The organism is Streptomyces sp. NPDC087215, from assembly GCF_044744885.1.
Taxonomy (GTDB): Bacteria; Actinomycetota; Actinomycetes; order Streptomycetales; family Streptomycetaceae; genus Streptomyces.
Genome location: NZ_JBIUZD010000002.1, coordinates 1033603 through 1056754, shown reverse-complemented (window position 1 = coordinate 1056754; position 23152 = coordinate 1033603). Strand labels below are relative to the sequence as shown.

Here is a 23152-nt window from a genome sequence, read left to right as displayed (position 1 = left end):
CTGGTCATGGTAGGGCGGGTGGGGCCCCTCGGGACAGGGCGCGGGCGGCTGTGCGGAACGCCGGCGCCGGGTGCGTCACTTCAGGGGGAGACCGCGGGCGGTCCAGCGGTCACCGGCGCGCTCGACGACGAGCGGCAGGCCGAAGCAGTGCGAGAGGTTGCGGGAGGTCAGCTCCATCTCCACCGGGCCCGCGGCGAGGACCTTGCCCTGGCGGATCATCAGGACGTGGGTGAAGCCGGGGGCGATCTCCTCGACGTGGTGGGTGACCATGATCATGGAGGGGGCGTACGGGTCGCGGGCCAGGCGGCCGAGACGGCGGACGAGGTCCTCGCGGCCACCGAGGTCGAGACCGGCGGCGGGCTCGTCGAGCAGCAGCAGTTCGGGGTCGGTCATCATCGCGCGGGCGATCAGGGTGCGCTTGCGCTCGCCCTCGGAGAGGGTGCCGAACCTGCGGTCCAGGTAGTCGCTCATGCCGAGGCGGTCGAGGAAGGCCTTGGCGCGCTCCTCGTCGACCGGGTCGTAGTCCTCGTTCCACGTGGCGGTCATGCCGTACGCGGCGGTGAGGACGGTCTCCAGGACGGTCTGGTGCTTGGGGAGCTTCTCCGCCATGGCGATGCCCGCCATGCCGATGCGGGGACGGAGCTCGAACACGTCGGTGCCGACGCCGCCGAGCTGCTCGCCCAGGACGCGGGCGGTGCCGCGGGTGGGGAAGAGGTAGCTGGAGGCGATGTTCAGAAGGGTGGTCTTTCCGGCGCCGTTGGGTCCGAGGATCACCCAGCGCTCGCCCTCCTTGACCGACCAGGAGACCTCGTCCACCAGAGCCCGTCCGTCGCGGACCACGGATACGTCCACCAGCTCCAGTACATCGCTCATGAGCGCGTTGTCTCCCCTTGCGGTCGAGTCGTGTCGTCGCCTTGCGCCGATGGGCGCGGCGTCCAGGGGAAAACCTACGTTATCGGCGGGACGGGCCGGTCCCTAGGGCTTCCTTTGGGCCGGCGAGCGCGGCCTAGTCTGGGGGGATGCTTTCTGAACCACGCTCAGGACGCCTGGCCGCATGGGGCAATGCCCTGCTGGCCGGGGTGGTGTCGCCGGACGAGGCGGCGCTGGCCATTGTCGGGGAGGACGCGGTGCACCGCGTCGAGGGGCTGCCGGGTGAGGCCGGGCAGGTGGGGCTGACGCTGGCGCTCGGGCGGCTGCGGGGGCTCGGGGTGACCGGGTGGCGGGTGGCGCTGCCCGCGCCGGGGCATCCGCTGGGGCTGAGCGGGCCGTCGGACTTCAACGCGCGCGCCCTGGAGGCGGAGGAGGCGGTGGTGGGCTTCGGCGCCCCGTACGGGCTCGTGCCGGAGGTCTCCGAGGCGGGGCCCAGGGGCGACGCGCATGTGTCGGTGGTGTGGCGGTGCCTCCCGGTGCGGGAGGCACCGCCCGCCGACGTGCCCTCGCTGGGCGAGGCGGAGCGGGAGCTGGCGGAGGGGCTGCGGGAGGCGACGGCCGTCCTGACCCGGCTGGACGTGGCGGCCTCGGGGCCGGTGGCGGACGCGGTGCGGGAGGCGTACCGGGCGCGCGCGGAGGTGGGGCGCGAGGTGCTGGCACCGGGGTATCCGGCGCGGGCGGTGCGGGTCCTGGAGCTGGCGCAGCGGGTGGGGCTGCTGGTGGATCTGGCGTACGACCACGGGCACGGGGGCGCGGTGAGCGCCTCGGAGATGGCGGCACGGGGGGCGGCGCTGCGGCCGGTGGAGCGGGTGGCCCGGCGGGCGCAGGTGGCGGCGTACAACGCGTATGTGGAGGAGAGGGAGCGGGAGCGGGGGGTCTGAGACCTGCCGTGGGTGGGTTCGCCTCGGGTACGTCCGGCTCGGGGTGGGTCCGTCCCGGGTGGGTCTGCCTCGGGGTGGGTCCGGCTCGGGTACGTCCGTCCCGGAGTGCTTCTGCGTGGATCCGGTCGGAGGTCTGCGGCCCGAGCTCCCGCGCGTTCGCCTGGAGGCGCGGGAGCGGGACGAAGCCTCGTCCGGGGGACCCGCCGCCCGTGTATAGGGGTCGCCTTCCCTCGGAGCGGGGGTGGGCGGGGGCGCGGGCTCTGGAGTCGGGTCGCCCCTGTGGGGAGTCGTACGGCCCCGGGGGCGTAGAACTGCTCGGGGGCGCGGAGTGCGCTCGGGCGTACGGCGGAAAGGCCACGCGCAGGGGTGGGGCGTACGGCTTCCGGGGCCGGGGGCTCGGGTGCCGTGCGGCCCGGGGTCGGTGCTCTCGCGGGGGCCGGACGCGCGGGACCGGCCCCCGGAGCTTGCCGGGGGCCGGTCGGGTTCTGCGTGCGGTGGGTCAGCCGTTGAAGGCGCCGTTGCCGAAGGCCGGGTTCAGCAGGCCGATCACGTTGACCGTGTTGCCGGAGACGTTCACGGGGACGTGGACCGGGACCTGCACCAGGTTGCCGGAGGCGACGCCCGGCGAGTGGTGGGCCTGCCCCGTGGCGTCGGCCCCGTGGGCGGAGGCGACACCGGCACCGGCGGCGACGATGCCACCGGCGACCATGGTGAGGGCGGCGGCCTTCTTGAGGTTCTTCACTTGTGTACTTCCTCCTGGTCATCGCTGCGGCCGGTCCGCCGCAGCACGCCATGGAGAACGCCGTACCTCCCGTGAGGTTGCGCCGAACGGGGGACATACACACGACGGTATGAAGTATTGAACGGTCGTGCGCCCGGCGCGTTCGGGGGCGCGTCAGTCGGTGAGGCCGTTCCGGACCGCCCAGAGGGCCGCCTGTGTGCGATCCGCGAGGTCCAGTTTCATCAGGATGTTCGAGACATGGGTCTTGACCGTCTTCTCGGAGAGGACGAGCGCGCGGGCGATCTCGCGGTTGGAGCGGCCGTCCGCGATCAGGCAGAGCACCTCGCGCTCCCGCTCGGTGAGGGTCGAGCCCCGGCCGGTGCCGCCCGGCGAGTCCTCCTGGGAGAGGAGCGCGCCCGCGACCTCGGGCTGGAGCAGCACGTGCCCGGCGTGGACCGAGCGGATCGCGCCTGCCAGCGCGTCCGGGTCGATGTCCTTGTAGACGTATCCGGAGGCACCGGCGCGGAGCGCGGGCACCACCGTGCGCTGCTCGGTGAAGCTGGTGACGACGAGGACCCTGGCGGGGTTGGCGAGCCCCCGGAGCCGCTTCAGCGCCTCCATGCCGTCGGTGCCGGGCATCTTCACGTCCATGAGGATCACGTCGGGGCGCAGTTCCTCGGCCCTGGCGACGCCCTCGGCGCCGTCGGAGGCCTCCCCCACCACCTCTATGTCGTCCTGTACCTCCAGGAAGGTGCGCAGTCCTCTGCGGACGACCTGGTGGTCGTCGACCAGCAGGACGCGGATCCGCTTGTCAGCCACCGGGTACCTCCATCTCGATCGTGGTGCCCTCGCCCCGGGCAGAGGTCACGGTGAGCGATCCGCCGACGCCGCCCGCCCGGTCCCGCATCGAGACGAGGCCGAGGTGGCGGCCCGCGCTGCGGACCGTACGCGGCTCGAAGCCCTTGCCGTCGTCGGTGACGGTCAGCCGGGCTCCCTGGCCCGCGCGGGCCAGGGAGACGGCTACGTGCCCCGCCTCGGCGTGCCGCAGGGCGTTGTGCAGGGCCTCCTGGGCGACGCGGAGCACGGCCTCCTCCTGGGCGGCGGGCAGGGCCCTGGTGCCGGTGCTCTCGAAGGTGACGCGGGCGCTGTGGGCGCGGTCGAGGACCTGGATCTGGGTACGGAGGGTGTGGACGAGGCCGTCCTCGTCGAGGGCCGCGGGGCGGAGCTCGACGACGGCGGCCCGCAGTTCGTCGGCGGCCTCGGCGGCGAGCGCGGCGACCTGCTGGAGCTCGTCCTTGGCGCGGGCGGGGTCGCGGTCGACGAGGGCGGCGGCGGCCTGCGCGGTCAGCCGGAGGGAGAAGAGCTTCTGGCTGACGGCGTCGTGCAGCTCGTGGGCGAGACGGGAGCGCTCCTCGGCGATGGTCAGCTCGCGGCTGCGCTCGTAGAGGCGCGCGTTGGTGAGGGCGATGGCCGCGTGCTGGGCGAGGATCGAGAGGAGTTCCTCGTCCTCGGCGGTGAAGCCGCAGCGGCCGTCCTCCTTGGGGCAGCGCTTGTTGGCGAGGAAGAGGGCGCCGAGGGTCTCGTCGCCGTCCCGGACGGGCAGGCCGAGGAAGTCGGACATCTCGGGGTGGGCGTCCGGCCAGCCCTCGAAGCGGGGGTCGCGGCGGACGTCGGCGAGCCGCTCGGGCTCGGCCTTGTGGAGCATCGCGGCCAGGATGCCGTGCTGCCGGGGCAGCGGGCCGATCGCCTTCCACTGCTCGTCGCTGACGCCGTCGACCACGAACTGGGCGAAGCCGCCGTGGTCGTCGGGGACGCCCAGGGCCGCGTACTCCGCGTCGAGCAGCTCGCGGGCGGAGGCCACGATCGTCTTGAGGACGTCGCGGACCTCCAGGTGTCTGCTCATCGCGAGGAGGGCGGTGCTCACGGCGGCCAGGCCGGAGCTGGGTCGATGGCTCATGTGTTCACCGTACCGGCGGGTCGTGACACTGCGTATCCGTCCGGAGACCTCGGCGGACGGGACCGGGGACCTAGGTCGCAGGGCCCCTGGATTTCCTCCCCCTCAAGGAGGAGGACGCTCACCGAATGCGTTGCTTCAGCAACGTGGGGTGAGTTCGAGGTAAGGGCGATGTGAGCCCGCGCATAGGACGCACATCACTTACGAAGTGGCCTAGTGGGCGCTCCAGTACGGCCCCAGAGCGGGGCGAGTCAGACATCAGGGCCCTTCCGTGGCCTGTGCACGGGACCCTGATCCACTACCCGGGATCGTAGGTCGCACCTTTGCCACAGCATTTTGCCGCCGCTAAGAATTGCCCTCGTCGCCGCCGAGCAGGCGCAGCGCCGCCCCGGCCGAGCGACCCCCAGCGATTCGAAGAGGTAGTCCGTTATGTCTGCGAACACCCCTGGCCACAGTCGTGGTCTGAAGAAGACCCACAAGGCCGCCGCCGCCGGTGTGGCCGCCCTCGCTGCCGGGGCCCTCGCCCTCTCCCTCGTCCCGGGGAACGGCGGCACCGAGACGGAGCCGCAGGCCCTCTCCGGAACGCAGCAGGTCTCCTGGTCGTACGACGCGAGCAGCCCCCAGGCGAAGGCGCTGGCCGCCAGCATCGCCGACCAGCAGAGCACCATCGGGCTGAAGGCCAAGCAGGAGGCCGAGGCGAAGGCCAAGGCGGACGCGAAGGCGCAGGCGGACGCGAAGGCCAGGAGCGAGGCGAAGGCCAAGGCCGACGCCCGGGTCAAGGCGCAGGCGGACGCGCAGAAGCGCGCCGCCGAGCAGGCGGCCGCGAACCGTTCCGCGGCCCGCGCCCCGGTCTTCACGAACAACCTCGACGGCTGGATCCGCGAGGCCCTGTTCATCATGGACAAGCACGACATCCCGGGCAGCTACCACGGCCTGCACAAGAACATCATGCGCGAGTCCAGCGGCAACCCCCGCGCCATCAACAACTGGGACATCAACGCCGTCAACGGCGTCCCGTCCAAGGGTCTGCTCCAGGTCATCTACCCGACCTTCAAGGCGTACCACGTGCCCGGCACCCCCTTCGACCAGTACGACCCGGTCGCCAACATCGTCGCCGCCGCCAACTACGCGGCCGACCGCTACGGCTCGATCGACAACGTCAACAGCGCGTACTGAGCCCGCGCGGACCGCACCGGGTCCGCCGCTCCGCGCCGTCGTACGCCGAAGGGCGGCACCCCTGACCCGGGGTGCCGCCCTTCGGCGTACGGACCGCCCGACCACTACTTGCGCATGACCTCGGGCTCGTGGCGGCGCAGCAGGCGCGCGACCAGGACGCAGCAGATCGTCGCCATCAGGAGCTGGACGCCGAGGTCCAGGCTCCACTGGCCGACCGAGTGCTCCCACAGCGGGTCGGTGTCGAGCGGGTTGTCCCGGTCCCACGGCGGCATCAGGTGCCCCAGGTCGAGCGTGGCGCCCGCGCCCGCGATGGCCCAGCGGGAGGGCATCAGCCAGGCGAACTGCTCCAGGCCGGGAGAACCGTAGACCTGGAAGAGGACGCCGGTGAAGACGACCTGGACGATCGCGAACATGACCAGCAGCGGCATGGTCTTCTCGGCGGTCTTCACCAGCGCGGAGATGACCAGGCCGACCATCATCGAGGTCAGGCCGAGGGCGATGACCTGGACGCACAGCTCGATCGCCGGGGGCATGAGGAGGCCCTCGGCGGGCAGCGCCCGGGTGGAGAAGCCGATGCCGCAGATGATGACGCCCTGGAGGGCGGTGATCACGCCGAGCACGATGACCTTGGACATCAGGTACGCCGAGCGGGACAGGCCGGTGGCCCGCTCGCGCTCGTAGATGACCCGTTCCTTGATCAGCTCACGGACGGAGTTGGCCGCGCCGCTGAAGCACATGCCGACCGCGAGGATCAGCATGATCGTTCCGGCGTCGCTGTTGAAGCGGGCCGGCGGCTCGGGCGCGCCGAGGCCGAAGTCGGCCGGGATGACCACCGAGACCGCGCCGAGGACGGCCGGGAGGATCACCATCAGGGCCAGGAAGCCCCGGTCGGAGGCGATCACCGAGACGTAGCGGCGGATCAGGGTCCACAGCTGGGAGCCCCAGCCCTGCGGCTTCGGCGGCCGGACCATCGACTGGTGCGGCATCTGCACGGGCTGGGCGGCGACGGCGTCGATGTCCGCTGCGTACAGCTGGTAGTGCTGCGAACCCTTCCAGCGGCCCGCCCAGTCGTAGTCGCGGTAGTTCTCGAAGGCGGAGAAGACATCGGCCCAGGTGGAGTAGCCGAAGAAGTTCAGCGCCTCCTCCGGCGGGCCGAAGTACGCCACGGAGCCGCCGGGGGCCATCACCAGGAGCTTGTCGCACAGGCCCAGCTCGGCCACCGAGTGAGTGACGACGAGGACCGTACGGCCGTCGTCGGCGAGGCCTCGGAGCAGCTGCATGACATCGCGGTCCATGCCCGGGTCGAGACCGGAGGTCGGCTCGTCCAGGAAGATCAGCGAGGGCTTGGTGAGGAGCTCCAGGGCGACCGAGACGCGCTTGCGCTGGCCGCCGGAGAGGGAGGTGACCCTCTTCTCCTTGTGGATGTCGAGCTTCAGCTCGCGCAGCACCTCGTCGATCCGGGCCTCGCGCTCGGTCGGGGCGGTGTCGCCGGGGAAGCGGAGCTTGGCCGCGTAGCGCAGGGCCTTCTGGACGGTCAGCTCCTTGTGCAGGATGTCGTCCTGCGGGACCAGACCGATGCGCTGGCGCAGCTCGGCGAACTGCTTGTAGAGGCTCCGGTTGTCGTAGAGGACGTCACCCTCGTTGGCCGGGCGGTAGCCGGTCAGGGCCTTGAGGAGGGTGGACTTTCCGGAGCCGGACGGGCCGATGACGCCGATCAGCGACTTCTCCGGGACGCCGAAGGAGACGTCCTTGAGGATCTGCTTGCCGCCGTCGACGGTGACCGTGAGGTGGCGGGCGGAGAAGGAGACCGAGCCGGTGTCGACGAACTCTTCGAGTCGGCCTTCGACGATCCGGAAGGTCGAGTGGCCGACGCCGACGATGTCCTGCGGTCCGAGGACGGCGGCGCCGCCCTTGGGGATCGGCTGGCCGTTGACGTACGTGCCGTTGTGCGAGCCGAGGTCGCGGATCTCGAAGCGTCCGTCGGGCGTCGAGTGGAACTCGGCGTGGTGGCGCGAGACCTGGAGGTCGGAGACGACCAGCTCGTTCTCGAGCGCACGGCCGATCCGCATGACGCGGCCCAGCGCCAGCTGGTGGAAGGTGGTCGGGCTGCGGTCGGCGTAGACCGACGACGCCCCCGCGACGCCGTCGGGGCCCTGCTGGTGCGGTACCTGCTGCTGAGGTGCTTGCTGGTGCGGTGCTTGCTGGTGCGGCATCGGCTGGTGCGGTGCTTGCTGGTGAGGTGCCTGCTGGTGCGGTGCCTGCGGCTGTGCGGGCGGGATCTGCTGCCAGCCCTGGTGCCGCGGTGCCTGCTGCGGCGGGCCGTCGTGCCCGGCCCACTCCGCCTGCTCGGCCGGCTGGTGGGCCGGGACCTGCTGGGCCACCGGCGACTGCTGCGGCGGCTGCTGGGCCTGCTGCCCGGCGGCGGCGAGATTCAGCCGCGGGCCGTCGGTCGCGTTGCCCAGGTGGACGGCCGAGCCGGGGCCGATCTCCATCTGGTGGATCCGCTGCCCCCGCAGGAACGTGCCGTTGGTGGAGCCGTGGTCCTCGATGACCCAACTCCGGCCGCCCCAGCTGATGGTGGCGTGGCGCCACGAGACCCTGGCGTCGTCGATGACCAGGTCACCCTGTGGATCACGGCCCAGGGTGTACGACCTGGACGGGTCGAGCGTCCAGGTCCTTCCGTTCAATTCCAGTACGAGTTCCGGCACTCCATGCCCCACTACTTGTCCCCCGATGTACCCCCGTCGCCGGGGGTCCAGGGATGGCGAACATCCGGGGGGAACTATTTCAGGCCCGGTCCCCTCTCCGGAAGTCGGGCCGGGCGCGGACCCGGTGGAACCTCCGCCCCTCCGTTCCGCCCGCTTCGCCTCCGCTCGCTTCCGCCCGCGCGCTTCCGCCCGCGCGCCCGCGCGTACCGCACGGGGTCCTCCGGGGCGTCCGCGCGACCACTCGGGTGTCCGCTGGGCGGGACGGGGGGCCGGGTGGCGGGGCGTGCCCGATACGGTGGAAGCACCATGAGCGCATCGCAGACCTCAGACGTCCCCACCCTTCTCGTCAAGATCTTCGGGAAGGACCGTCCCGGGATCACCGCGGGACTCTTCGACACCCTCGCCGCCTACTCCGTCGACGTCGTGGACATCGAGCAGGTCGTCTCCCGCGGCCGTCTCGTCCTGTGCGCGCTCGTCACCGAGCCGACCGTCGCCTCGCAGGGCGAGCTCCGGGCCACCGTGCACAGCTGGGCCGAGTCCCTGAAGCTCCAGGCCGAGATCATCTCCGGCACCGGTGACAACCGTCCCCGGGGCGAGGGGCGCTCGCACGTCACCGTGCTGGGCAACCCGCTGACCTCGGAGCAGACCGCGGCCATAGCGGCCAGGATCACGGAGTCCGGCGGCAACATCGACCGTATCTTCCGGCTGGCGAAGTACCCGGTCACGGCGGTCGAGTTCGCCGTATCCGGCTGTGGGACCGAGCCGCTGCGGACGGCGCTGGCCACCGAGGCGCACACCATCGGCGTCGATGTGGCCGTGGTCTCCGCCGGGCTGCACCGGCGGGCCCAGCGGCTCGTCGTCATGGACGTCGACTCGACGCTGATCCAGGACGAGGTGATCGAGCTCTTCGCGGCGCACGCGGGCTGCGAGGACAAGGTCGCCGAGGTGACGGAGGCGGCGATGCGCGGGGAGCTGGACTTCGAGCAGTCCCTGCACGCGCGGGTGAAGCTGCTGGCCGGGCTCGACGCCTCCGTGGTCGAGAAGGTCCGCGCCGAGGTGCGGCTCACGCCCGGGGCCAGGACCCTGATCCGTACGCTCAAGCGGCTCGGCTACCAGGTGGGGGTCGTCTCCGGGGGGTTCACCCAGGTCACGGACGATCTGAAGGAACAGCTCGGGCTCGACTTCGCCTCCGCCAACACCCTGGAGATCGTGGACGGCAGGCTCACCGGGCGGGTGACCGGCGAGATCGTGGACCGGGCGGGCAAGGCGCGGCTGCTGCGCCGGTTCGCCGAGGAGGCGGGTGTGCCGCTGGCGCAGACGGTGGCGATCGGCGACGGGGCGAACGATCTGGACATGCTGAACGCCGCCGGGCTCGGGGTGGCGTTCAACGCGAAGCCGGTGGTGCGACGGGCCGCGGACACGGCGGTGAACGTGCCGTTCCTGGACACCGTGCTGTATCTCCTGGGGATCACCCGCGAGGAGGTCGAGACCGCGGACGGCGGCGAGGACCTGCTGCACTGAGCGGAAGGCCGCCGCACCGGCGGGATCTGCCGCGCCGGGCGGGGCGGCCGCCGGGCGGAAGCGGAAGTCGTACGGGAGGGCCCGGTCGTCGTCGGACGGCCGGGCCCCTTCGTCGTACCGTGCTCCGCCACGCGCCGGGTGGCCCGGCGGGCCGGGGCTCTGGCCCGCGGGTCCGGGCCGCGCGGAGTCGCGCCGTACGGGGCCGGGCCGTAGTGGTCAGGGCCGTACGGATGCGATCCGTCGCGCCGTACGCGCCGGGTTCCGTACGGATCAGGGCCGTACGGAACCCGGGGCGCGAAGCACGCGGAAGGACGGCTCCGGCAGCCTGGGCAGGGAGCGCGGAGCCGTCGAGCGTGCTGGGGAGCACCCGGACCGGGGCGGCACGGACGCCTTTCCTGCGGCGGCCATCTGCGCGGCCCTCGGATGCGCCGGGTTCAGGACGGCCCGGCGCCCTCCCGGCAGCGGTCACCGGGGCGGGCGCCGGAGCATCGGGCTCGGGTGGGTGTGGCTCAGGCGTGCGGGGTCCAGAATTCGGCCAGGCGGCCGACACCGTGCTCGACCGACTTCCACGAGCCGTCGAAGGTGAGGACGGCGAGGGCGGAGGTCGGGAAGCCGCTGCGGTTCATCCGGGCCAGGGCGTCTCCCTCGGCCTCGCCCGCGAGGGCGTCGGCGAGCGCGTGCATCCCCGGGTTGTGCCCGATGACCAGGAGGTCGGAGACCTCGTCCGGCACCTCGTTGAGCAGGGCGATGAGCTCACCGAGCGAAGCCTCGTACAACCGCTCCTCGTACACGGTCCTGGGGCGCTCCGGCAGTGCCTGCACGGCCAGCTTCCAGGTCTCGCGCGTTCTGAGGGCGGTCGAGCAGAGGGCCAGGTCGAAGCCGATGCCGGTCCCGGCGAGCTTGCGGCCGACCAGGGGGGCGTCCGCGCGGCCTCGCTCGGCGAGGGGGCGCTCGTGGTCCGACTCCTGGTTCCAGTCCGCCTTGGCGTGTCGCAGCAGCGCGATCCTGCGGGGTGTGTCGACGCTCATGGTGCTCAGCTTCGCATGAAACAGGCCGTGTCGACTCAGAGAGAGAGCGTTTGCTGGACCCGCTCCAGGAACCCTCCGACCCCATGGGCCCCGAGGGGTGCCTGGGCCTCTCCCGACCCGGTCATCAGGAACAGCAGGGCGAGGAACGCGGCCACCGGAAGGGCCAGGGCCCACCAGGGCAGCCGGGTGTCGACGCCGCTCGCCGTGGGCCGGTCCCGGGTGTACGTGTGGGCCGACATGACCGCCTCCATGGGTGAGAGTCTCCGTTTTCCCTGTGTCTCCAACCTAGGGATCGCGGACCCTCCGGCCCATCAGGTGATCCACCCACTTCACCCTGAGACGTGCCCCCTAGGGGATGCGGGGGTTACCCCCACCCCGGGGTGGGGGTGCCGGGGTGTCAGGGGGAGGCGAGGGAGGCGATGACGCCGATGACGACCGTGATGCCGATCATGGCGCCGAAGACGATGAGCAGCTTCTTCTGGCCGTTCGGGGGGTTGGGTTCGAGGACTGGCATGGGAACAGTCTCGCATCTCAGCATTCGTCCTCGACCGTCCGGTCCCTCCCCGCCAGGGTGCCGACGATCATCTGCGGGATCATCAGTCCGCCCATGAGCGCGATCGGCAGGCCCCAGCCGCCGCTGTGCTGGTAGAGCACGCCGACGAGGAGGGGGCCGGGGATCGAGATGAGGTAGCCGACGCTCTGCGCGAAGGCGGAGAGCCGGACGACTCCGACGCCGGTGCGCGAGCGCATCCCGATCATGGTGAGGGCCAGCGGGAAGGCGCAGTTGGAGATGCCGAGGAGGACGGCCCAGGCCCAGGCGCCCCCGGCCGGGGCGAGGAACAGGCCGGTGTAGCCGGTGAGTCCGCAGAGTCCGAGCACGACGACGATCGGGCCCTGGGTCCTCATCCGGCTCGCGAGCCGGGGTATGACGAAGGCGAGCGGGACGCCCATGACCATGGTGACGGCCAGGAGCACGCCCGCGGTGGAGGCGGAGACGCCCGCGTCACGGAAGATCTGCGGCATCCAGCCCATGGTGATGTAGGCGCCGGTCGCCTGGAGTCCGAAGAACACGGCGAGCGCCCAGGCGGTGGGGCTGCGGCCGACGCGCGGGGCGGCGGCGGACGCGACCGGGCCGGACCCGCCGGTCGGCGCGGCCCCGGCGGGGGCGGTGGTGGCCGGTGCGCCCGGGGACGTGGCCGTGGTCAGGGTGCGGTCGCGCACCAGCGGCAGCCAGGGCAGCACGGCGAGCGCCGCGAGGACCGCCCAGATGCCGAGGCCGAGACGCCAGTCGCCGCCGAGGGCCTCGGTCACGGGGACGGTGGCGGCGGCGGCGAGGGAGGTGCCGAGGGCCAGCGCCATGGAGTAGAGGCCGGTCATGCTGCCGACGCGGTCGGGGAAGTACCGCTTGACGATGACGGGCATCAGGATGTTGCTGACGGCGATGCCCATGAGGGCGAGGGCGCTGGCGGCGAGGAAGGCGGGGGTGCCGGTGGCGAAGGACCGCAGGAGCAGCCCGGCGAAGATCGCGGCCATGCCCGCGCAGACGACGGCGGCGGGGCCGAAGCGGCGGGCGAGGCGCGGGGCGGTGATGCCGAAGACCGCGAAGCAGAGCGGCGGCACGGAGGTCAGGACCCCGGCGAGGCTGCCGCTCATGTGCAGGTCGGCGCTGACGTCTTCGAGGAGGGCGCCGAGGCTGGTGATGGCGGGGCGCAGGTTCAGCGCGGCGAGGACGAGGCCGACGGTGACGAGACCGAGGGTCCAGCGGAGCGCCGGGGCGGGTGCGGGAGAGTCGGTGGCGGCCCTTCCGTTCGCCTTCGCGGAGGTCACCGGTGCGGAGACCGCCTGTGCGGTGGTGACCGGTACGGAGGTGGCCTGTGCGGAGGTGGCCGGTACGGAGGTGGCCGCGCCGACGGCACCGTCCGCGGCGGTGCTCCCGGCCGGTCGTGCGGCGGGGTCGAGGGTCTTCGGCTCGTCTGGCATGAGGACATCATAGAATCATGGGATGATTGGTTGTCCAATCTCGAACGAACGGAAGGTGCTCCATGGCCCTCGGTCACCCGCGGCGCGCAGGTCTCTCCGATCAGGTGATCGCCGAGCTGCGGAACCAGATCACCTCGGGCGAGTGGCCGGTGGGTTCCCGCATCCCGACCGAACCCGAGCTGGTCGAGCAGCTCGGGGTGGCCCGCAACACGGTCCGCGAGGCGGTGCGGGCGCTCGCCCACAACGGACTCCTCGACATCCGCCAGGGCTCGGGGACGTATGTCATCGCCACCAGTGAGCTGGCGGGCGTCATGCACCGCCGCTTCGCGGGCTCCGACCCCCGGCACGTCGCCGAGCTGCGCTCGACGCTGGAGTCCGCCGCCGCCCGGCTCGCCGCCGTCCGGCGCACCGAGCGGGACCTGAAGCAGCTCGACGCGCTCCTCGTACGACGGGACGAGGCGTGGGAGTCCGGGGACGCGGAGCGGTTCGTGACCGTGGACGCCGCCTTCCACCACGCGGTCGTCGCCGCCTCGGGCAACGAGGTGCTCACCGAGCTCTACGCCGACCTGGGCGATCTGCTGCGGCAGTGGCTGCGCGACGACATCGGGCGGGTGCTGCGGCCGGAGAACCACATGGACCACGCGCGTCTGGTGGACGCCGTCCGGGAGGGTGACGCCGAGCGGGCGGGCGCGGAGGCGGCCGGTTACCCCTTCATGTGCCTCAGGAGCCCCGTACCGGAGCCGGAGTCCGGTCCGCGGGCTGGTGGGTGAGCCAGGCGGCCCGGACCTCCTTCCAGCAGCGGCCGTCGAGCCGGCCGTAGTCGGCGGGGCCGACCTCCACGGGAGTGCTGTCGGTGTCCACGTCCCACCAGCGGTCGCACTCGACGTGCAGCCGGACCCGGTCGGTGATGAGGTACGGGTTCTGGCAGTGCGCGGTGACGTGGGAGCCCCGCACCACGGTCCGGCAGGAGGCGCCGAAGTTCTCCGGCTCCCCGCTCTCCCGCCGCGCCGGTGCGGCGGCCGGAAGGTCCTCGGCGGGGGCGGGCGCGGCCCGCACCTCGGCGGCGACGGCCATGCCGGTGAAGAGGACCGCGACGGAGACGGAGACGGCGAGTCCTTGCCGGGTGACGCGCATGTCCGCACCTCCTCCCCACCCGTAGCAGGAACATCACGCTCCGCCCCAGTCTGGGGTGGTTCGCGTGACTTTTCGAGTCGGGCAGGAGTTGCGGAACGCCCAGGGCCGTGCACCGCCCGGCGGGGGCGGGCGCACGGCCCTGGGGCGTCACGGAGACCGTGACGGGAGGAACGGGACGGACGGACGAAGGGTCCGAGCCCGCTCAGGCGTGACGCGGAACGGTCGCACGGGGCACCGGACGGTCACCCGGTGTCCGGCGGTCGCACGAGGTACCGGACGGCCGCACGAGGTACCGGACGGTCACGCGCCGATCGCGTGCAGACCGCCGTCGACGTGGATGATCTCGCCCGTCGTCATCGGGAACCAGTCGGAGAGCAGCGCCACGATGCCGCGGCCGGCCGGCTCCGGGTCGGCGAGGTCCCACTCCAGCGGGGAGCGGCTGTCCCAGACGGAGGCGAGTCCGTCGAAGCCCGGGATGGACTTGGCGGCCATCGATCCGAGCGGACCCGCCGAGATCAGGTTGCAGCGGATGTTCTGCTTGCCCAGGTCACGGGCCATGTAACGGCTGGTGGCCTCCAGGGCCGCCTTGGTCGGGCCCATCCAGTCGTACTGCGGCCAGGCGTACTGCGCGTCGAAGGTGAGGCCGACGACGGAGCCGCCCTCGGTCATCAGCGGCAGCAGCGCCACCGTCAGGGACTTCAGCGAGAAGGCCGAGACGTGCATGGCGGTGGCGACCGACTCGAACGGCGTGTGGAGGAAGTTGCCGCCGAGCGCGTCCTGCGGAGCGAAGCCGATCGAGTGCACCACGCCGTCGAGACGGTCACCGAGGTGCTCGCGGACCTGGCCTTCGAGGCGCGCGAGGTGCTCGTCGTTGGAGACGTCGAGCTCCAGGACCTTGACCTTGTCGGGGTGGGGCAGCTTCCTGGCGATGCGCTCGGTCAGCGACGGCCGGGGCCAGGCGGTGAGGATGATCTCCGCACCCTGCTCCTGGGCCAGCTTCGCGGCGTGGAAGGCGATGGAGGACTCCATCAGCACACCGGTGATCAGGATGCGCTTGCCCTCGAGAATTCCGCTCATGTGATCAGTGACCCATGCCCAATCCGCCGTCAACCGGGATGACGGCTCCAGTGATGTACGAGGCGTCGTCCGAGGCGAGGAACTTCACCGCGGCGGCGATCTCCTCGGGCTGCGCGTAACGGCCCAGCGGCACCTGCGACACGATGCCCGCGCGCTGCTCGTCGGTGAGCACCGCGGTCATGTCGGTGTCGACGAAGCCGGGGGCGACGACGTTGAACGTGATGTTGCGCGAGCCCAGCTCACGCGCGAGGGAACGAGCGAAACCGACCAGGCCCGCCTTGGAGGCGGCGTAGTTGGCCTGGCCCGCGGAGCCCAGCAGACCGACGACCGAGGAGATCAGGACGACCCGGCCCTTCTTGGCGCGCAGCATCCCCCGGTTGGCGCGCTTGACGACCCGGAAGGTGCCGGTGAGGTTGGTGTCGAGGACGGACGTGAAGTCCTCCTCGGACATGCGCATCAGGAGCTGGTCCTTCGTCACGCCGGCGTTGGCCACGAGGACCTCCACCGGACCGTGCTTCTCCTCGATCTCCTTGTACGCCCGCTCCACCTGATCGCTGTCGGTGATGTCGCACTTCACCGCGAGGAACCCCTCCGGCGGCAGGCCGGAACGGTACGTGATGGCGACCTTGTCGCCCGCCTCGGCGAATGCGCGGGCGATGGCGAGGCCGATGCCCCGGTTTCCTCCGGTGACGAGAACCGAGCGGCTCAACGGATCACCCTTTCGATAGCGGTCTGGTAGCCGAAAACCTATCGGTATCGCTCCCGACATGAGGAATCGACCTCCGACAGTCGCATACCGGCGCAACTGTCGAGTCCCTACAGCTCGGGGGCCTGGCGGGGGATCCGTACAGGGCTCCCGTCTGCGCCGCACGCCGTCCCCGCGCGCCCCGGGACGGCGGAGCGCGACAATGCGCCGCCCCCGCGCCCCGAGGCGTGATTGACTGCGCGGGCAGTCCAACCGCCGCCTTTTGATCGCCGAGAGCGAGGCCGCTCGTGGTCCATCAGATCGACCCTTCGTTCGTCGCGCTGCCGTTGCGGGCGCTCGCCGACGCGGCGCTCGCCCGAGCACGCGCGCTGGGTGCCGAGCACGCCGACTTCCGTCTGGAGCGGGTGCGCAGCGCCTCCTGGCGGCTGCGCGACGCCAAACCGTCCGGTTCCTCGGACACCACCGACCTCGGGTACGCGGTACGGGTGGTGCACGGCGGGGCCTGGGGGTTCGCCTCCGGGGTGGACCTGACCATGGACGGGGCCGCCCGGGTCGCCTCGCAGGCGGTGGCCATGGCCCAGCTGTCCGCGCGGGTCATCACGGCGGCCGGGTCCGAGGAGCGGGTGGAGCTGGCGGCGGAGCCGGTGCACGAGGACAAGGTCTGGATCTCCTCGTACGAGATCGACCCCTTCTCGGTGCCCGCCGAGGAGAAGAGCGCGCTGCTCGCCGACTGGAGCGCGCGGCTGCTGCGCGCGGACGGCGTGGCGCACGTGGACGCCTCGCTGCTCACCGTCCACGAGAACAAGTTCTACGCGGACACGGCGGGGACCGTGACCACGCAGCAGCGCGTCCGGCTGCACCCGCAGCTGACGGCGGTGGCCGTCGACGAGACGACCGGCGAGTTCGACTCGATGCGGACGATCGCCCCGCCGGCCGGGCGGGGCTGGGAGTACCTGACCGGCACCGGCTGGGACTGGGACAGGGAGCTGGACGAGATCCCGGGGCTGCTCGCCGAGAAGATGCGGGCGCCCAGCGCCGAGGCGGGCCGGTACGACCTGGTCGTGGACCCGTCGAACCTCTGGCTGACCATCCACGAGTCGATCGGCCACGCCACCGAGCTGGACCGGGCGCTCGGCTACGAGGCGGCGTACGCGGGCACGTCCTTCGCCACCTTCGACCAGCTGGGCAAGCTGGCGTACGGCTCCTCGATCATGAACGTGACGGGCGACCGGACCGCCGAGCACGGGCTCGCGACGATCGGGTACGACGACGAGGGCGTCGAGGGGCAGAGCTGGGACCTGGTGAAGGACGGCACGCTCGTCGGCTACCAGCTGGACCGGCGGATCGCGAAGCTCACCGGGCTCGGCAGGTCGAACGGCTGTGCCTTCGCGGACTCCCCCGCGCACGTGCCGGTGCAGCGGATGGCGAACGTCTCGCTCCAGCCGGACCCCGGCGGGCTGTCCACCGAGGACCTGATCGGCGGGGTGGAGCGGGGCATCTACGTGGTCGGCGACCGCTCGTGGTCGATCGACATGCAGCGCTACAACTTCCAGTTCACCGGGCAGCGCTTCTTCCGCATCGAGAACGGCCGACTGGCCGGGCAGCTCCGGGACGTGGCCTACCAGGCGACGACCACCGACTTCTGGGGCTCGATGGAGCAGGTCGGCGGCCCGCAGACGTACGTCCTCGGTGGCGCCTTCAACTGCGGCAAGGCCCAGCCGGGCCAGGTCGCCGCGGTCTCCCACGGCTGCCCCTCCGCCCTCTTCCGGGGCGTCAACATTCTGAACACGACGCAGGAGGCCGGTCGATGAACGTCCGCCACACGATCTGCCGGGGGTCCGGGGGTCGTCACCCGGGCAGGCACAGCCTGAACACGACGCAGGAGGCCGGTCGATGAACGTCCGCCACACGATCCGCCGGGGGTCCGGGGGTCGTCACCCGGGCAGGCACAGCCTGAACACGACGCAGGAGGCCGGTCGATGAACGTCCGCCACACGATCCGCTGGGGGTCCGGGGGTCGTCACCCGGGCAGGCACAGCCTGAACACGACGCAGGAGGCCGGTCGATGAGCCGCGTCAGCAAGCCGTACGAGATCGTCGAGCGGGCCCTTGAGCTGTCCCGTGCCGACGGGTGCGTCGTCATCGCGGACGAGGAGTCCTCGGCCAATCTGCGGTGGGCGGGCAACGCGCTCACCACCAACGGCGTGACCCGGGGCCGGACGCTGACGATCGTCGCGACCGTCGACGGCTCCCGGGGCACCGCCTCCGGTGTCGTCTCCCGGTCCGCCGTGACCGCCGACGACCTGGAGCCGCTGGTACGGGCCGCCGAGGCGGCCGCGCGCGCCGCGGGACCCGCCGAGGACGCGCAGCCGCTGGTCACGGGGGTGCCCTCGTCGCCCGACTTCACGGACGCCCCGGTGGAGACCTCCTCCGCCGTGTTCGCCGACTTCGCTCCGGCGCTCGGCGAGGCCTTCGCCCGCGCTCGGGCCGGTGGCCGCGAGCTGTACGGCTTCGCCAACCACGAGCTGACCTCCACCTATCTGGGGACGTCGACGGGGCTGCGGCTCCGGCACGACCAGCCGAACGGCACCCTGGAGCTGAACGCCAAGTCCCCCGACCGCTCGCGCTCCGCCTGGGCGGGCCGGTCCACCCGGGACTTCAAGGACGTCGACCCGGCCGCGCTCGACGCGGAGCTGGCGACCCGGCTCGGCTGGGCGGAGCGGCGGATCGAGCTGCCCGCCGGGCGGTACGAGACGCTGCTGCCGCCGACGGCCGTGGCCGACCTGCTGATCTACCAGCTGTGGTCGTCGACGGCCCGGGACGCGGTGGAGGGCCGTACGGTCTTCTCCAAGCCCGGCGGCGGCACCCGGCTCGGCGAGACCCTCTCCCCGCTGCCGCTGACCCTGCGCAGCGACCCGAACGAGCCGGGCCTGGAGTCCGCGCCGTTCGTGATCGCGCACTCCTCCGGCGACGACTCGTCCGTCTTCGACAACGGGCTGCCGGTCGCACCGGTGGACTGGGTCCGGGACGGGAAGCTGGCGCACCTGATCACCACCCGGCACACGGCGGCCCTCACCGGCTCGCCCGTGGCGCCGGGAGCGGGGAACCTGATCCTGGACGGCGGCGGCGAGAAGTCCCTGGAGGAGATGGTGGCCGCCACCGAGCGCGGTCTGCTGCTGACCTGCCTCTGGTACATCCGCGAGGTGGACCCGGCGACACTGCTGCTGACCGGTCTGACCCGGGACGGCGTCTACCTCGTCGAGAACGGCGAGGTGGTCGGCGAGGTCAACAACTTCCGGTTCAACGAGTCGCCGGTGGACCTGCTGTCGCGGGCCTCCGAGGCGGGCCGGACGGAGAAGACGCTGCCGCGCGAGTGGAGCGACTGGTTCACCCGGGCCGCCATGCCCGCCCTGCGGGTGCCCGACTTCAACATGAGCTCGGTCAGCAAGGGGGTCTGACCCGCCTAGACTGGCCGAAACAACTACTCCCACCACACATCACGAGGAGACGGACGATCGTGACCGACATCGTCGACGAGCTGAAGTGGCGCGGGCTCTTCGCCCAGTCCACCGACGAGGACGCACTGCGCAAGGCTCTCGCGGACGGTCCCGTGACGTTCTATTGCGGTTTCGACCCGACCGCGGCCAGTCTCCACGTGGGGCACCTGGTGCAGGTCCTCACCGTCCGCCGGCTCCAGCAGGCCGGGCACCGGCCGCTGGCGCTGGTCGGCGGGGCCACCGGCCAGATCGGTGACCCGCGGCCGACGGCCGAGCGCACCCTGAACGACCCCGAGACGGTCGCGAACTGGGTGGACCGGCTGCGCACCCAGATCGAGCCCTTCCTCTCCTTCGAGGGGGAGAACGCCGCGGTCATGGTGAACAACCTGGACTGGACCGCCGGTCTGTCGGCGATCGAGTTCCTGCGGGACATCGGCAAGCACTTCCGGGTCAACAAGATGCTGACCAAGGACTCCGTGGCCCGCCGTCTGGAGTCCGAGCAGGGCATCAGCTACACGGAGTTCAGCTACCAGCTGCTCCAGGGCATGGACTTCCTGGAGCTGTACCGCCGGTACGGCTGCACGCTCCAGCAGGGCGGCTCGGACCAGTGGGGCAACCTGGTGGCCGGTCTCGACCTGATCCACCGCCTGGAGCCGGGGGCGCACGCGCACGCGCTCGCCACCCCGCTGATGGTGAAGGCGGACGGCACCAAGTTCGGCAAGACCGAGGGCGGGGCCGTCTGGCTGGACCCGGAGATGACGACCCCGTACGCGTTCTACCAGTTCTGGCTGAACGTGGACGACCGGGACATCTCCACGTACCTGCGCATCCTGTCCTTCAGGTCCCGCGAGGAGCTGGAGGCGCTGGAGGCGCAGACCGCCGAGCGACCGCAGGCACGGGCCGCGCAGCGGGCGCTCGCGGAGGAGCTGACCGCCCTGGTGCACGGCGCCGACCAGTGCGCGGCCGTCATCGACGCCTCCAAGGCGCTGTTCGGGCAGGGCGACCTGACCGAGCTGGACGGGGCGACGCTGGCCGCCGCCCTGTCCGAGCTGCCGCACGCCCGGGTGACCGAGCTGGGCCAGGTCGTCGACCTGTTCGCCGAGGTCGGTCTGGTGGCGAGCAAGTCGGCGGCGCGGCGCACGGTGAAGGAGGGCGGGGCGTACGTGAACAACGTGAAGGTCACCGCCGAGGACGCCGAGGTGTCGGCCGACGACCTGCTGCACGGGCGCTGGCTGGTGCTGCGGCGCGGCAAGAAGAACCTGGCGGCGATCGAGTTCGCGGGGGCGTGACCCCTTCGGCGCGAGCCCTTCTCCCGTGAGCGGATGTCCCATGCGGCCTTTCGCGCGAGTGCTTCACGGGAAGGGCTCGCGCGGGTGAAGGGCCTCGCACGGGTGAAGGGCCTCACGAGCCGCTTGCCGTGAGTCCTTCCGCAGGAGAGCAGCGGAGACCCGGAGGCCCGGTGCCACACCTGAGGTGTGGCACCGGGCCTCCGGTTCTCCGCTGCTCTCCGTGCGGGTCAGCTCCGCTGTCTGTTGCCCTTCATCGAGACCCAGAGCATGTCGCCGACTCCGACCACCACGATGGCGCCGATCAGCTGGAGCAGATGGCGGATCCAGTCGATGCCGCTGGTGTCGTTGACTCCGATCCAGGTCGCTACGGCGTTGCCGAGAAGGCTGCCGACCATGCCGAACACGATCGTCAGCCAGAGCGGGATCTGCTGTTTCCCCGGCAGGATCGCCTTCGCGATCAGACCGAGGACGAGTCCTACGATGATCGCCCACAACCAGCCCATGGTCGCCTCCTTCTGTGGGTCTGCGCCCAGTCTCGGCCCATCCTCCGCACGGCGCATGTCGGACACCGCCATCCGTGCCCCGGTCTCGTCGGCGCGGGAGGGCGGGCGTACCGTGGAGCGAGGTCCGGACCGGGGAGGGTCCGGCGCGAGCGGCGGATGGTGGAGGACGATGCGGAAGCGCGGCGGAAGCGAGGTCATCCGGATCACGGGGGCCCGGCAGGGGCTCGCCGACGACGTGCGGGGGCGGCAGCGGCGCTACATCATCTCCATGACGGTCCGCACACTGTCCGTGATCGCGGCGGCGGTGCTGTGGAACGTCGAGCGGCACGTGGCCGTCGTGGCGCTGGCCCTGGGCATCCTGCTCCCCTACGTCGCCGTGGTCGTCGCGAACGCGGGCCGCGAGTCGACTCCGTCCCTTCCCTCCACTTTCGTACCGGCTCCGGTACGTCCGGCGCTGGCCTCCGACGAGGCCCCGGAGGGCCGGGACGACGACCCTTCGAGCGGCCGGAAATGAGTCACTGACAGTGGCCGGAACCTCAGTAAAAGCATCAGATCAATCATGAAGTTCCGGTGCACCGCACCCCAGGTGCCGTGACATACTGCGTACGCGCTCCGCATCCCCCGTCGGAGCGACAGACCGATGCCGGGCAGCTCCCCCCGTGGCTGCTCGGCATCGCCTTTGCCGGACAATGACCGGATGAGCGAAGAGAATCCGATCTGTTCCGCCAAGGGCTGCCGCGCCGACGCCGTCTGGGTCCTGGCGTGGAACAACCCCAAGCTGCACACGCCCGAGCGGCGCAAGACCTGGCTCGCGTGCGACGAACACCGCGAGCACCTCTCCCAGTTCCTGAGCGTACGGGGCTTCCTGAAGGACGTCGTCCCGCTCGCCGAGTGGGAGTCAGCCGCCGATCGCTGACATCGGGCGCTCGGGCTGGAGGAAGCTCGGGTCGTCGAGGCCCGAGCCCGCCTTCTTGCCCCACATCGCCCGCTCCCACAGCGCGGCGATCTCCTCGTCCGGTGCGCCGGAGCGGAGCGCGGCCCGCAGGTCCGTCTCCTCGGTGGCGAACAGACAGGTCCGCACCTGCCCGTCGGCGGTGAGCCGGGTCCGGTCGCAGGCCCGGCAGAACGGGCGGGTGACGGAGGCGATGACGCCGACCGTGTGCGGTCCGCCGTCCACGGTCCAGCGCTCGGCGGGGGCCGAGCCGCGCTCGTCGGCGCCCTCGGGGGTCAGGGTGAAGCGGGTGCGCAGGGACTCCAGGATGTCACCGGCGGTGATCATTCCGTCGCGCTTCCAGCCGTGCTGGGCGTCCAGCGGCATCTGCTCGATGAAGCGGAGCTCGTACCGCTGTGTGATCGCCCAGGCGAGCAGATCGGGGGCCTCGTCGGCGTTGAGTCCCGGCATCAGGACGGCGTTGATCTTGACCGGGGCGAGTCCGACGTCCCGGGCGGCGGCCATGCCGTCCAGGACGTCCCGGTGGCGGTCACGCCGGGTGAGCGCCTTGAAGACCTCGGGGCGCAGGGTGTCCAGGGAGACGTTGACGCGGTCGAGTCCCGCGGCCGCGAGGGCGGCGGCGGTGCGCTTGAGGCCGATGCCGTTGGTGGTGAGGGAGATCCGGGGTCTCGGCTCCAGGGCCGCGCAGCGCTCGACGATGCCGACGAGACCGGGGCGGAGCAGGGGTTCACCGCCGGTGAAACGGACCTCGGTGACGCCGAGGCGGGTGACGGCGAGGCGGACGAGACGGACGATCTCGTCGTCGGTGAGCAGGTCCGGTTTGGCGAGCCACTGGAGGCCCTCCTCCGGCATACAGTACGTGCAGCGCAGGTTGCAGCGGTCCGTGAGCGAGACGCGGAGATCGGTGGCCACCCGGCCGTAGGTGTCGATGAGCACTGTGGGCCCCCTTCCCGTCTTGCGGACGCGTGGTGCGGATGCGTGTGTTCTGAGACTACGTGAGCCCTCGGACAGCGAGGAGGGCAGATTGTCACGGGACCGGGGAGGCCGCGTCGTAGGACTCTACGACGCGGCCTCCCCGTGGTCGCGGACCGTGTAC

The 23152-nt window shown here is 71.7% G+C and carries 23 protein-coding genes; 9 read left to right on the top strand and 14 right to left on the bottom strand.

Features of this window, described 5'->3' with window-relative positions; translation table 11 throughout:
* Window positions 1–75: 75 nt before the first annotated feature.
* The gene (locus ACIO92_RS09330; RefSeq protein WP_351796318.1) at window positions 76–873 is read right to left on the bottom strand and encodes an ABC transporter ATP-binding protein; all 798 of its coding nucleotides are present in this window, start codon (window positions 871–873) and stop codon (window positions 76–78) included.
* Window positions 874–1019: 146 nt separating this feature from the next.
* Between ACIO92_RS09330 and ACIO92_RS09325 the strand changes: the two genes are divergently transcribed.
* Window positions 1020–1811: a hypothetical protein gene (locus ACIO92_RS09325; RefSeq protein WP_366446191.1), complete on the top strand. Its 792-nt coding sequence runs from the start codon at window positions 1020–1022 to the stop codon at window positions 1809–1811.
* A gap of 499 nt (window positions 1812–2310) precedes the next feature.
* Here ACIO92_RS09325 and ACIO92_RS09320 read toward each other — a convergent pair whose 3' ends face one another.
* The 3 genes from ACIO92_RS09320 to ACIO92_RS09310 form a co-directional block, all read right to left on the bottom strand.
* Window positions 2311–2553: a chaplin gene (locus ACIO92_RS09320; RefSeq protein ID WP_351796345.1), complete on the bottom strand. Its 243-nt coding sequence runs from the start codon at window positions 2551–2553 to the stop codon at window positions 2311–2313.
* A gap of 153 nt (window positions 2554–2706) precedes the next feature.
* Window positions 2707–3351, bottom strand: coding sequence for a response regulator transcription factor (locus ACIO92_RS09315; protein WP_366446190.1), 645 nt, complete (start codon window positions 3349–3351; stop codon window positions 2707–2709).
* Window positions 3344–4489 carry a GAF domain-containing sensor histidine kinase gene (locus ACIO92_RS09310; protein ID WP_366446189.1) on the bottom strand — a complete coding sequence of 382 codons (1146 nt, stop codon included), beginning with the start codon at window positions 4487–4489 and terminating at the stop codon, window positions 3344–3346. Before ACIO92_RS09310 ends, ACIO92_RS09315 begins: the two co-directional genes overlap by 8 nt.
* A gap of 426 nt (window positions 4490–4915) precedes the next feature.
* Here ACIO92_RS09310 and ACIO92_RS09305 point away from each other — a divergent pair, with 426 nt between their 5' ends.
* Window positions 4916–5662 (top strand): transglycosylase SLT domain-containing protein, encoded by a 747-nt coding sequence (locus tag ACIO92_RS09305; RefSeq protein WP_366446188.1) that lies wholly within the window; start codon window positions 4916–4918, stop codon window positions 5660–5662.
* 104 nt (window positions 5663–5766) lie between these two features.
* Here the strand turns inward: ACIO92_RS09305 and ACIO92_RS09300 are convergent, their stop codons facing one another.
* Window positions 5767–8382 carry an FHA domain-containing protein gene (locus ACIO92_RS09300; RefSeq protein ID WP_402279111.1) on the bottom strand — a complete coding sequence of 872 codons (2616 nt, stop codon included), beginning with the start codon at window positions 8380–8382 and terminating at the stop codon, window positions 5767–5769.
* A 294-nt stretch (window positions 8383–8676) separates the two neighbouring features.
* Here ACIO92_RS09300 and serB point away from each other — a divergent pair, with 294 nt between their 5' ends.
* On the top strand, window positions 8677–9891 hold the full coding sequence (gene serB, locus ACIO92_RS09295) for a phosphoserine phosphatase SerB (RefSeq protein ID WP_366446186.1): 1215 nt from the start codon (window positions 8677–8679) through the stop codon (window positions 9889–9891).
* A gap of 509 nt (window positions 9892–10400) precedes the next feature.
* Here the strand turns inward: serB and ACIO92_RS09290 are convergent.
* The 4 genes from ACIO92_RS09290 to ACIO92_RS09275 form a co-directional block, all read right to left on the bottom strand.
* The gene (locus ACIO92_RS09290) at window positions 10401–10919 is read right to left on the bottom strand and encodes a histidine phosphatase family protein (protein WP_366446185.1); all 519 of its coding nucleotides are present in this window, start codon (window positions 10917–10919) and stop codon (window positions 10401–10403) included.
* A 35-nt stretch (window positions 10920–10954) separates the two neighbouring features.
* Window positions 10955–11158 (bottom strand): hypothetical protein, encoded by a 204-nt coding sequence (locus ACIO92_RS09285; protein WP_402279115.1) that lies wholly within the window; start codon window positions 11156–11158, stop codon window positions 10955–10957.
* Window positions 11159–11316: 158 nt separating this feature from the next.
* Window positions 11317–11433, bottom strand: a complete 117-nt coding sequence (locus ACIO92_RS09280) for an SGM_5486 family transporter-associated protein (protein ID WP_366446183.1) — start codon at window positions 11431–11433, stop codon at window positions 11317–11319.
* A gap of 17 nt (window positions 11434–11450) precedes the next feature.
* Window positions 11451–12899 (bottom strand): CynX/NimT family MFS transporter, encoded by a 1449-nt coding sequence (locus ACIO92_RS09275; RefSeq protein ID WP_402279119.1) that lies wholly within the window; start codon window positions 12897–12899, stop codon window positions 11451–11453.
* 62 nt (window positions 12900–12961) lie between these two features.
* On the opposite strand from ACIO92_RS09275, the gene ACIO92_RS09270 reads away from it, so the two are divergent.
* The gene (locus tag ACIO92_RS09270) at window positions 12962–13669 is read left to right on the top strand and encodes an FCD domain-containing protein (RefSeq protein WP_366446181.1); all 708 of its coding nucleotides are present in this window, start codon (window positions 12962–12964) and stop codon (window positions 13667–13669) included.
* On the opposite strand, the gene ACIO92_RS09265 is transcribed toward ACIO92_RS09270, so the two are convergent.
* From ACIO92_RS09265 to fabG, 3 genes are all read right to left on the bottom strand, one after another.
* Window positions 13620–14033, bottom strand: a complete 414-nt coding sequence (locus ACIO92_RS09265; RefSeq protein ID WP_402279122.1) for a hypothetical protein — start codon at window positions 14031–14033, stop codon at window positions 13620–13622. The two genes, ACIO92_RS09270 and ACIO92_RS09265, sit on opposite strands and share 50 nt — an antisense overlap.
* A gap of 300 nt (window positions 14034–14333) precedes the next feature.
* A complete protein-coding gene (gene fabI, locus ACIO92_RS09260; protein WP_366446179.1) occupies window positions 14334–15110 on the bottom strand; it encodes an enoyl-ACP reductase FabI in 777 nt (258 codons plus the stop codon).
* A 4-nt stretch (window positions 15111–15114) separates the two neighbouring features.
* Entirely contained in the window at window positions 15115–15819 is a 705-nt protein-coding gene (fabG, locus tag ACIO92_RS09255) for a 3-oxoacyl-[acyl-carrier-protein] reductase (RefSeq protein WP_366446178.1), read from the bottom strand.
* 284 nt (window positions 15820–16103) lie between these two features.
* Here fabG and ACIO92_RS09250 point away from each other — a divergent pair, with 284 nt between their 5' ends.
* From ACIO92_RS09250 to tyrS, 3 genes are all read left to right on the top strand, one after another.
* Complete coding sequence (locus tag ACIO92_RS09250; RefSeq protein WP_402279127.1) at window positions 16104–17627, top strand: TldD/PmbA family protein; 1524 nt, start codon at window positions 16104–16106, stop codon at window positions 17625–17627.
* Window positions 17628–17881: 254 nt separating this feature from the next.
* Window positions 17882–19273: a metallopeptidase TldD-related protein gene (locus tag ACIO92_RS09245; protein WP_401235551.1), complete on the top strand. Its 1392-nt coding sequence runs from the start codon at window positions 17882–17884 to the stop codon at window positions 19271–19273.
* A 59-nt stretch (window positions 19274–19332) separates the two neighbouring features.
* Window positions 19333–20601 (top strand): tyrosine--tRNA ligase, encoded by a 1269-nt coding sequence (gene tyrS / locus ACIO92_RS09240; RefSeq protein ID WP_366446175.1) that lies wholly within the window; start codon window positions 19333–19335, stop codon window positions 20599–20601.
* Window positions 20602–20828: 227 nt separating this feature from the next.
* Here the strand turns inward: tyrS and ACIO92_RS09235 are convergent, their stop codons facing one another.
* The gene (locus tag ACIO92_RS09235) at window positions 20829–21104 is read right to left on the bottom strand and encodes a GlsB/YeaQ/YmgE family stress response membrane protein (RefSeq protein WP_366443117.1); all 276 of its coding nucleotides are present in this window, start codon (window positions 21102–21104) and stop codon (window positions 20829–20831) included.
* Window positions 21105–21273: 169 nt separating this feature from the next.
* On the opposite strand from ACIO92_RS09235, the gene ACIO92_RS09230 reads away from it, so the two are divergent.
* Both ACIO92_RS09230 and ACIO92_RS09225 read left to right on the top strand, forming a co-directional pair.
* The gene (locus ACIO92_RS09230; protein WP_402279132.1) at window positions 21274–21618 is read left to right on the top strand and encodes a DUF3099 domain-containing protein; all 345 of its coding nucleotides are present in this window, start codon (window positions 21274–21276) and stop codon (window positions 21616–21618) included.
* A 183-nt stretch (window positions 21619–21801) separates the two neighbouring features.
* Complete coding sequence (locus tag ACIO92_RS09225) at window positions 21802–22020, top strand: hypothetical protein (RefSeq protein ID WP_366443115.1); 219 nt, start codon at window positions 21802–21804, stop codon at window positions 22018–22020.
* Here ACIO92_RS09225 and moaA read toward each other — a convergent pair.
* Window positions 22003–22992, bottom strand: a complete 990-nt coding sequence (gene moaA / locus ACIO92_RS09220; RefSeq protein ID WP_402279135.1) for a GTP 3',8-cyclase MoaA — start codon at window positions 22990–22992, stop codon at window positions 22003–22005. The two genes, ACIO92_RS09225 and moaA, sit on opposite strands and share 18 nt — an antisense overlap.
* Between the last annotated feature and the right edge of the window lie 160 nt (window positions 22993–23152).

What these genes read in the sequence shown, in the direction of transcription:
- ACIO92_RS09245 (WP_401235551.1), top strand. Translation starts at nt 17,882, where the DNA reads ATGAGCCGCGTCAGCAAGCCGTACGAGATCGTCGAGCGGGCCCTTGAG.
- ACIO92_RS09325 (WP_366446191.1), top strand. Translation starts at nt 1,020, where the DNA reads ATGCTTTCTGAACCACGCTCAGGACGCCTGGCCGCATGGGGCAATGCC.
- ACIO92_RS09330 (WP_351796318.1), bottom strand. Translation starts at nt 873, where the DNA reads ATGAGCGATGTACTGGAGCTGGTGGACGTATCCGTGGTCCGCGACGGA.
- ACIO92_RS09235 (WP_366443117.1), bottom strand. Translation starts at nt 21,104, where the DNA reads ATGGGCTGGTTGTGGGCGATCATCGTAGGACTCGTCCTCGGTCTGATC.
- ACIO92_RS09305 (WP_366446188.1), top strand. Translation starts at nt 4,916, where the DNA reads ATGTCTGCGAACACCCCTGGCCACAGTCGTGGTCTGAAGAAGACCCAC.
- serB (WP_366446186.1), top strand. Translation starts at nt 8,677, where the DNA reads ATGAGCGCATCGCAGACCTCAGACGTCCCCACCCTTCTCGTCAAGATC.
- ACIO92_RS09225 (WP_366443115.1), top strand. Translation starts at nt 21,802, where the DNA reads ATGAGCGAAGAGAATCCGATCTGTTCCGCCAAGGGCTGCCGCGCCGAC.
- ACIO92_RS09285 (WP_402279115.1), bottom strand. Translation starts at nt 11,158, where the DNA reads ATGTCGGCCCACACGTACACCCGGGACCGGCCCACGGCGAGCGGCGTC.
- ACIO92_RS09270 (WP_366446181.1), top strand. Translation starts at nt 12,962, where the DNA reads ATGGCCCTCGGTCACCCGCGGCGCGCAGGTCTCTCCGATCAGGTGATC.
- fabI (WP_366446179.1), bottom strand. Translation starts at nt 15,110, where the DNA reads ATGAGCGGAATTCTCGAGGGCAAGCGCATCCTGATCACCGGTGTGCTG.
- ACIO92_RS09265 (WP_402279122.1), bottom strand. Translation starts at nt 14,033, where the DNA reads ATGCGCGTCACCCGGCAAGGACTCGCCGTCTCCGTCTCCGTCGCGGTC.
- ACIO92_RS09230 (WP_402279132.1), top strand. Translation starts at nt 21,274, where the DNA reads ATGCGGAAGCGCGGCGGAAGCGAGGTCATCCGGATCACGGGGGCCCGG.
- ACIO92_RS09290 (WP_366446185.1), bottom strand. Translation starts at nt 10,919, where the DNA reads ATGAGCGTCGACACACCCCGCAGGATCGCGCTGCTGCGACACGCCAAG.
- ACIO92_RS09275 (WP_402279119.1), bottom strand. Translation starts at nt 12,899, where the DNA reads ATGCCAGACGAGCCGAAGACCCTCGACCCCGCCGCACGACCGGCCGGG.
- ACIO92_RS09310 (WP_366446189.1), bottom strand. Translation starts at nt 4,489, where the DNA reads ATGAGCCATCGACCCAGCTCCGGCCTGGCCGCCGTGAGCACCGCCCTC.
- ACIO92_RS09280 (WP_366446183.1), bottom strand. Translation starts at nt 11,433, where the DNA reads ATGCCAGTCCTCGAACCCAACCCCCCGAACGGCCAGAAGAAGCTGCTC.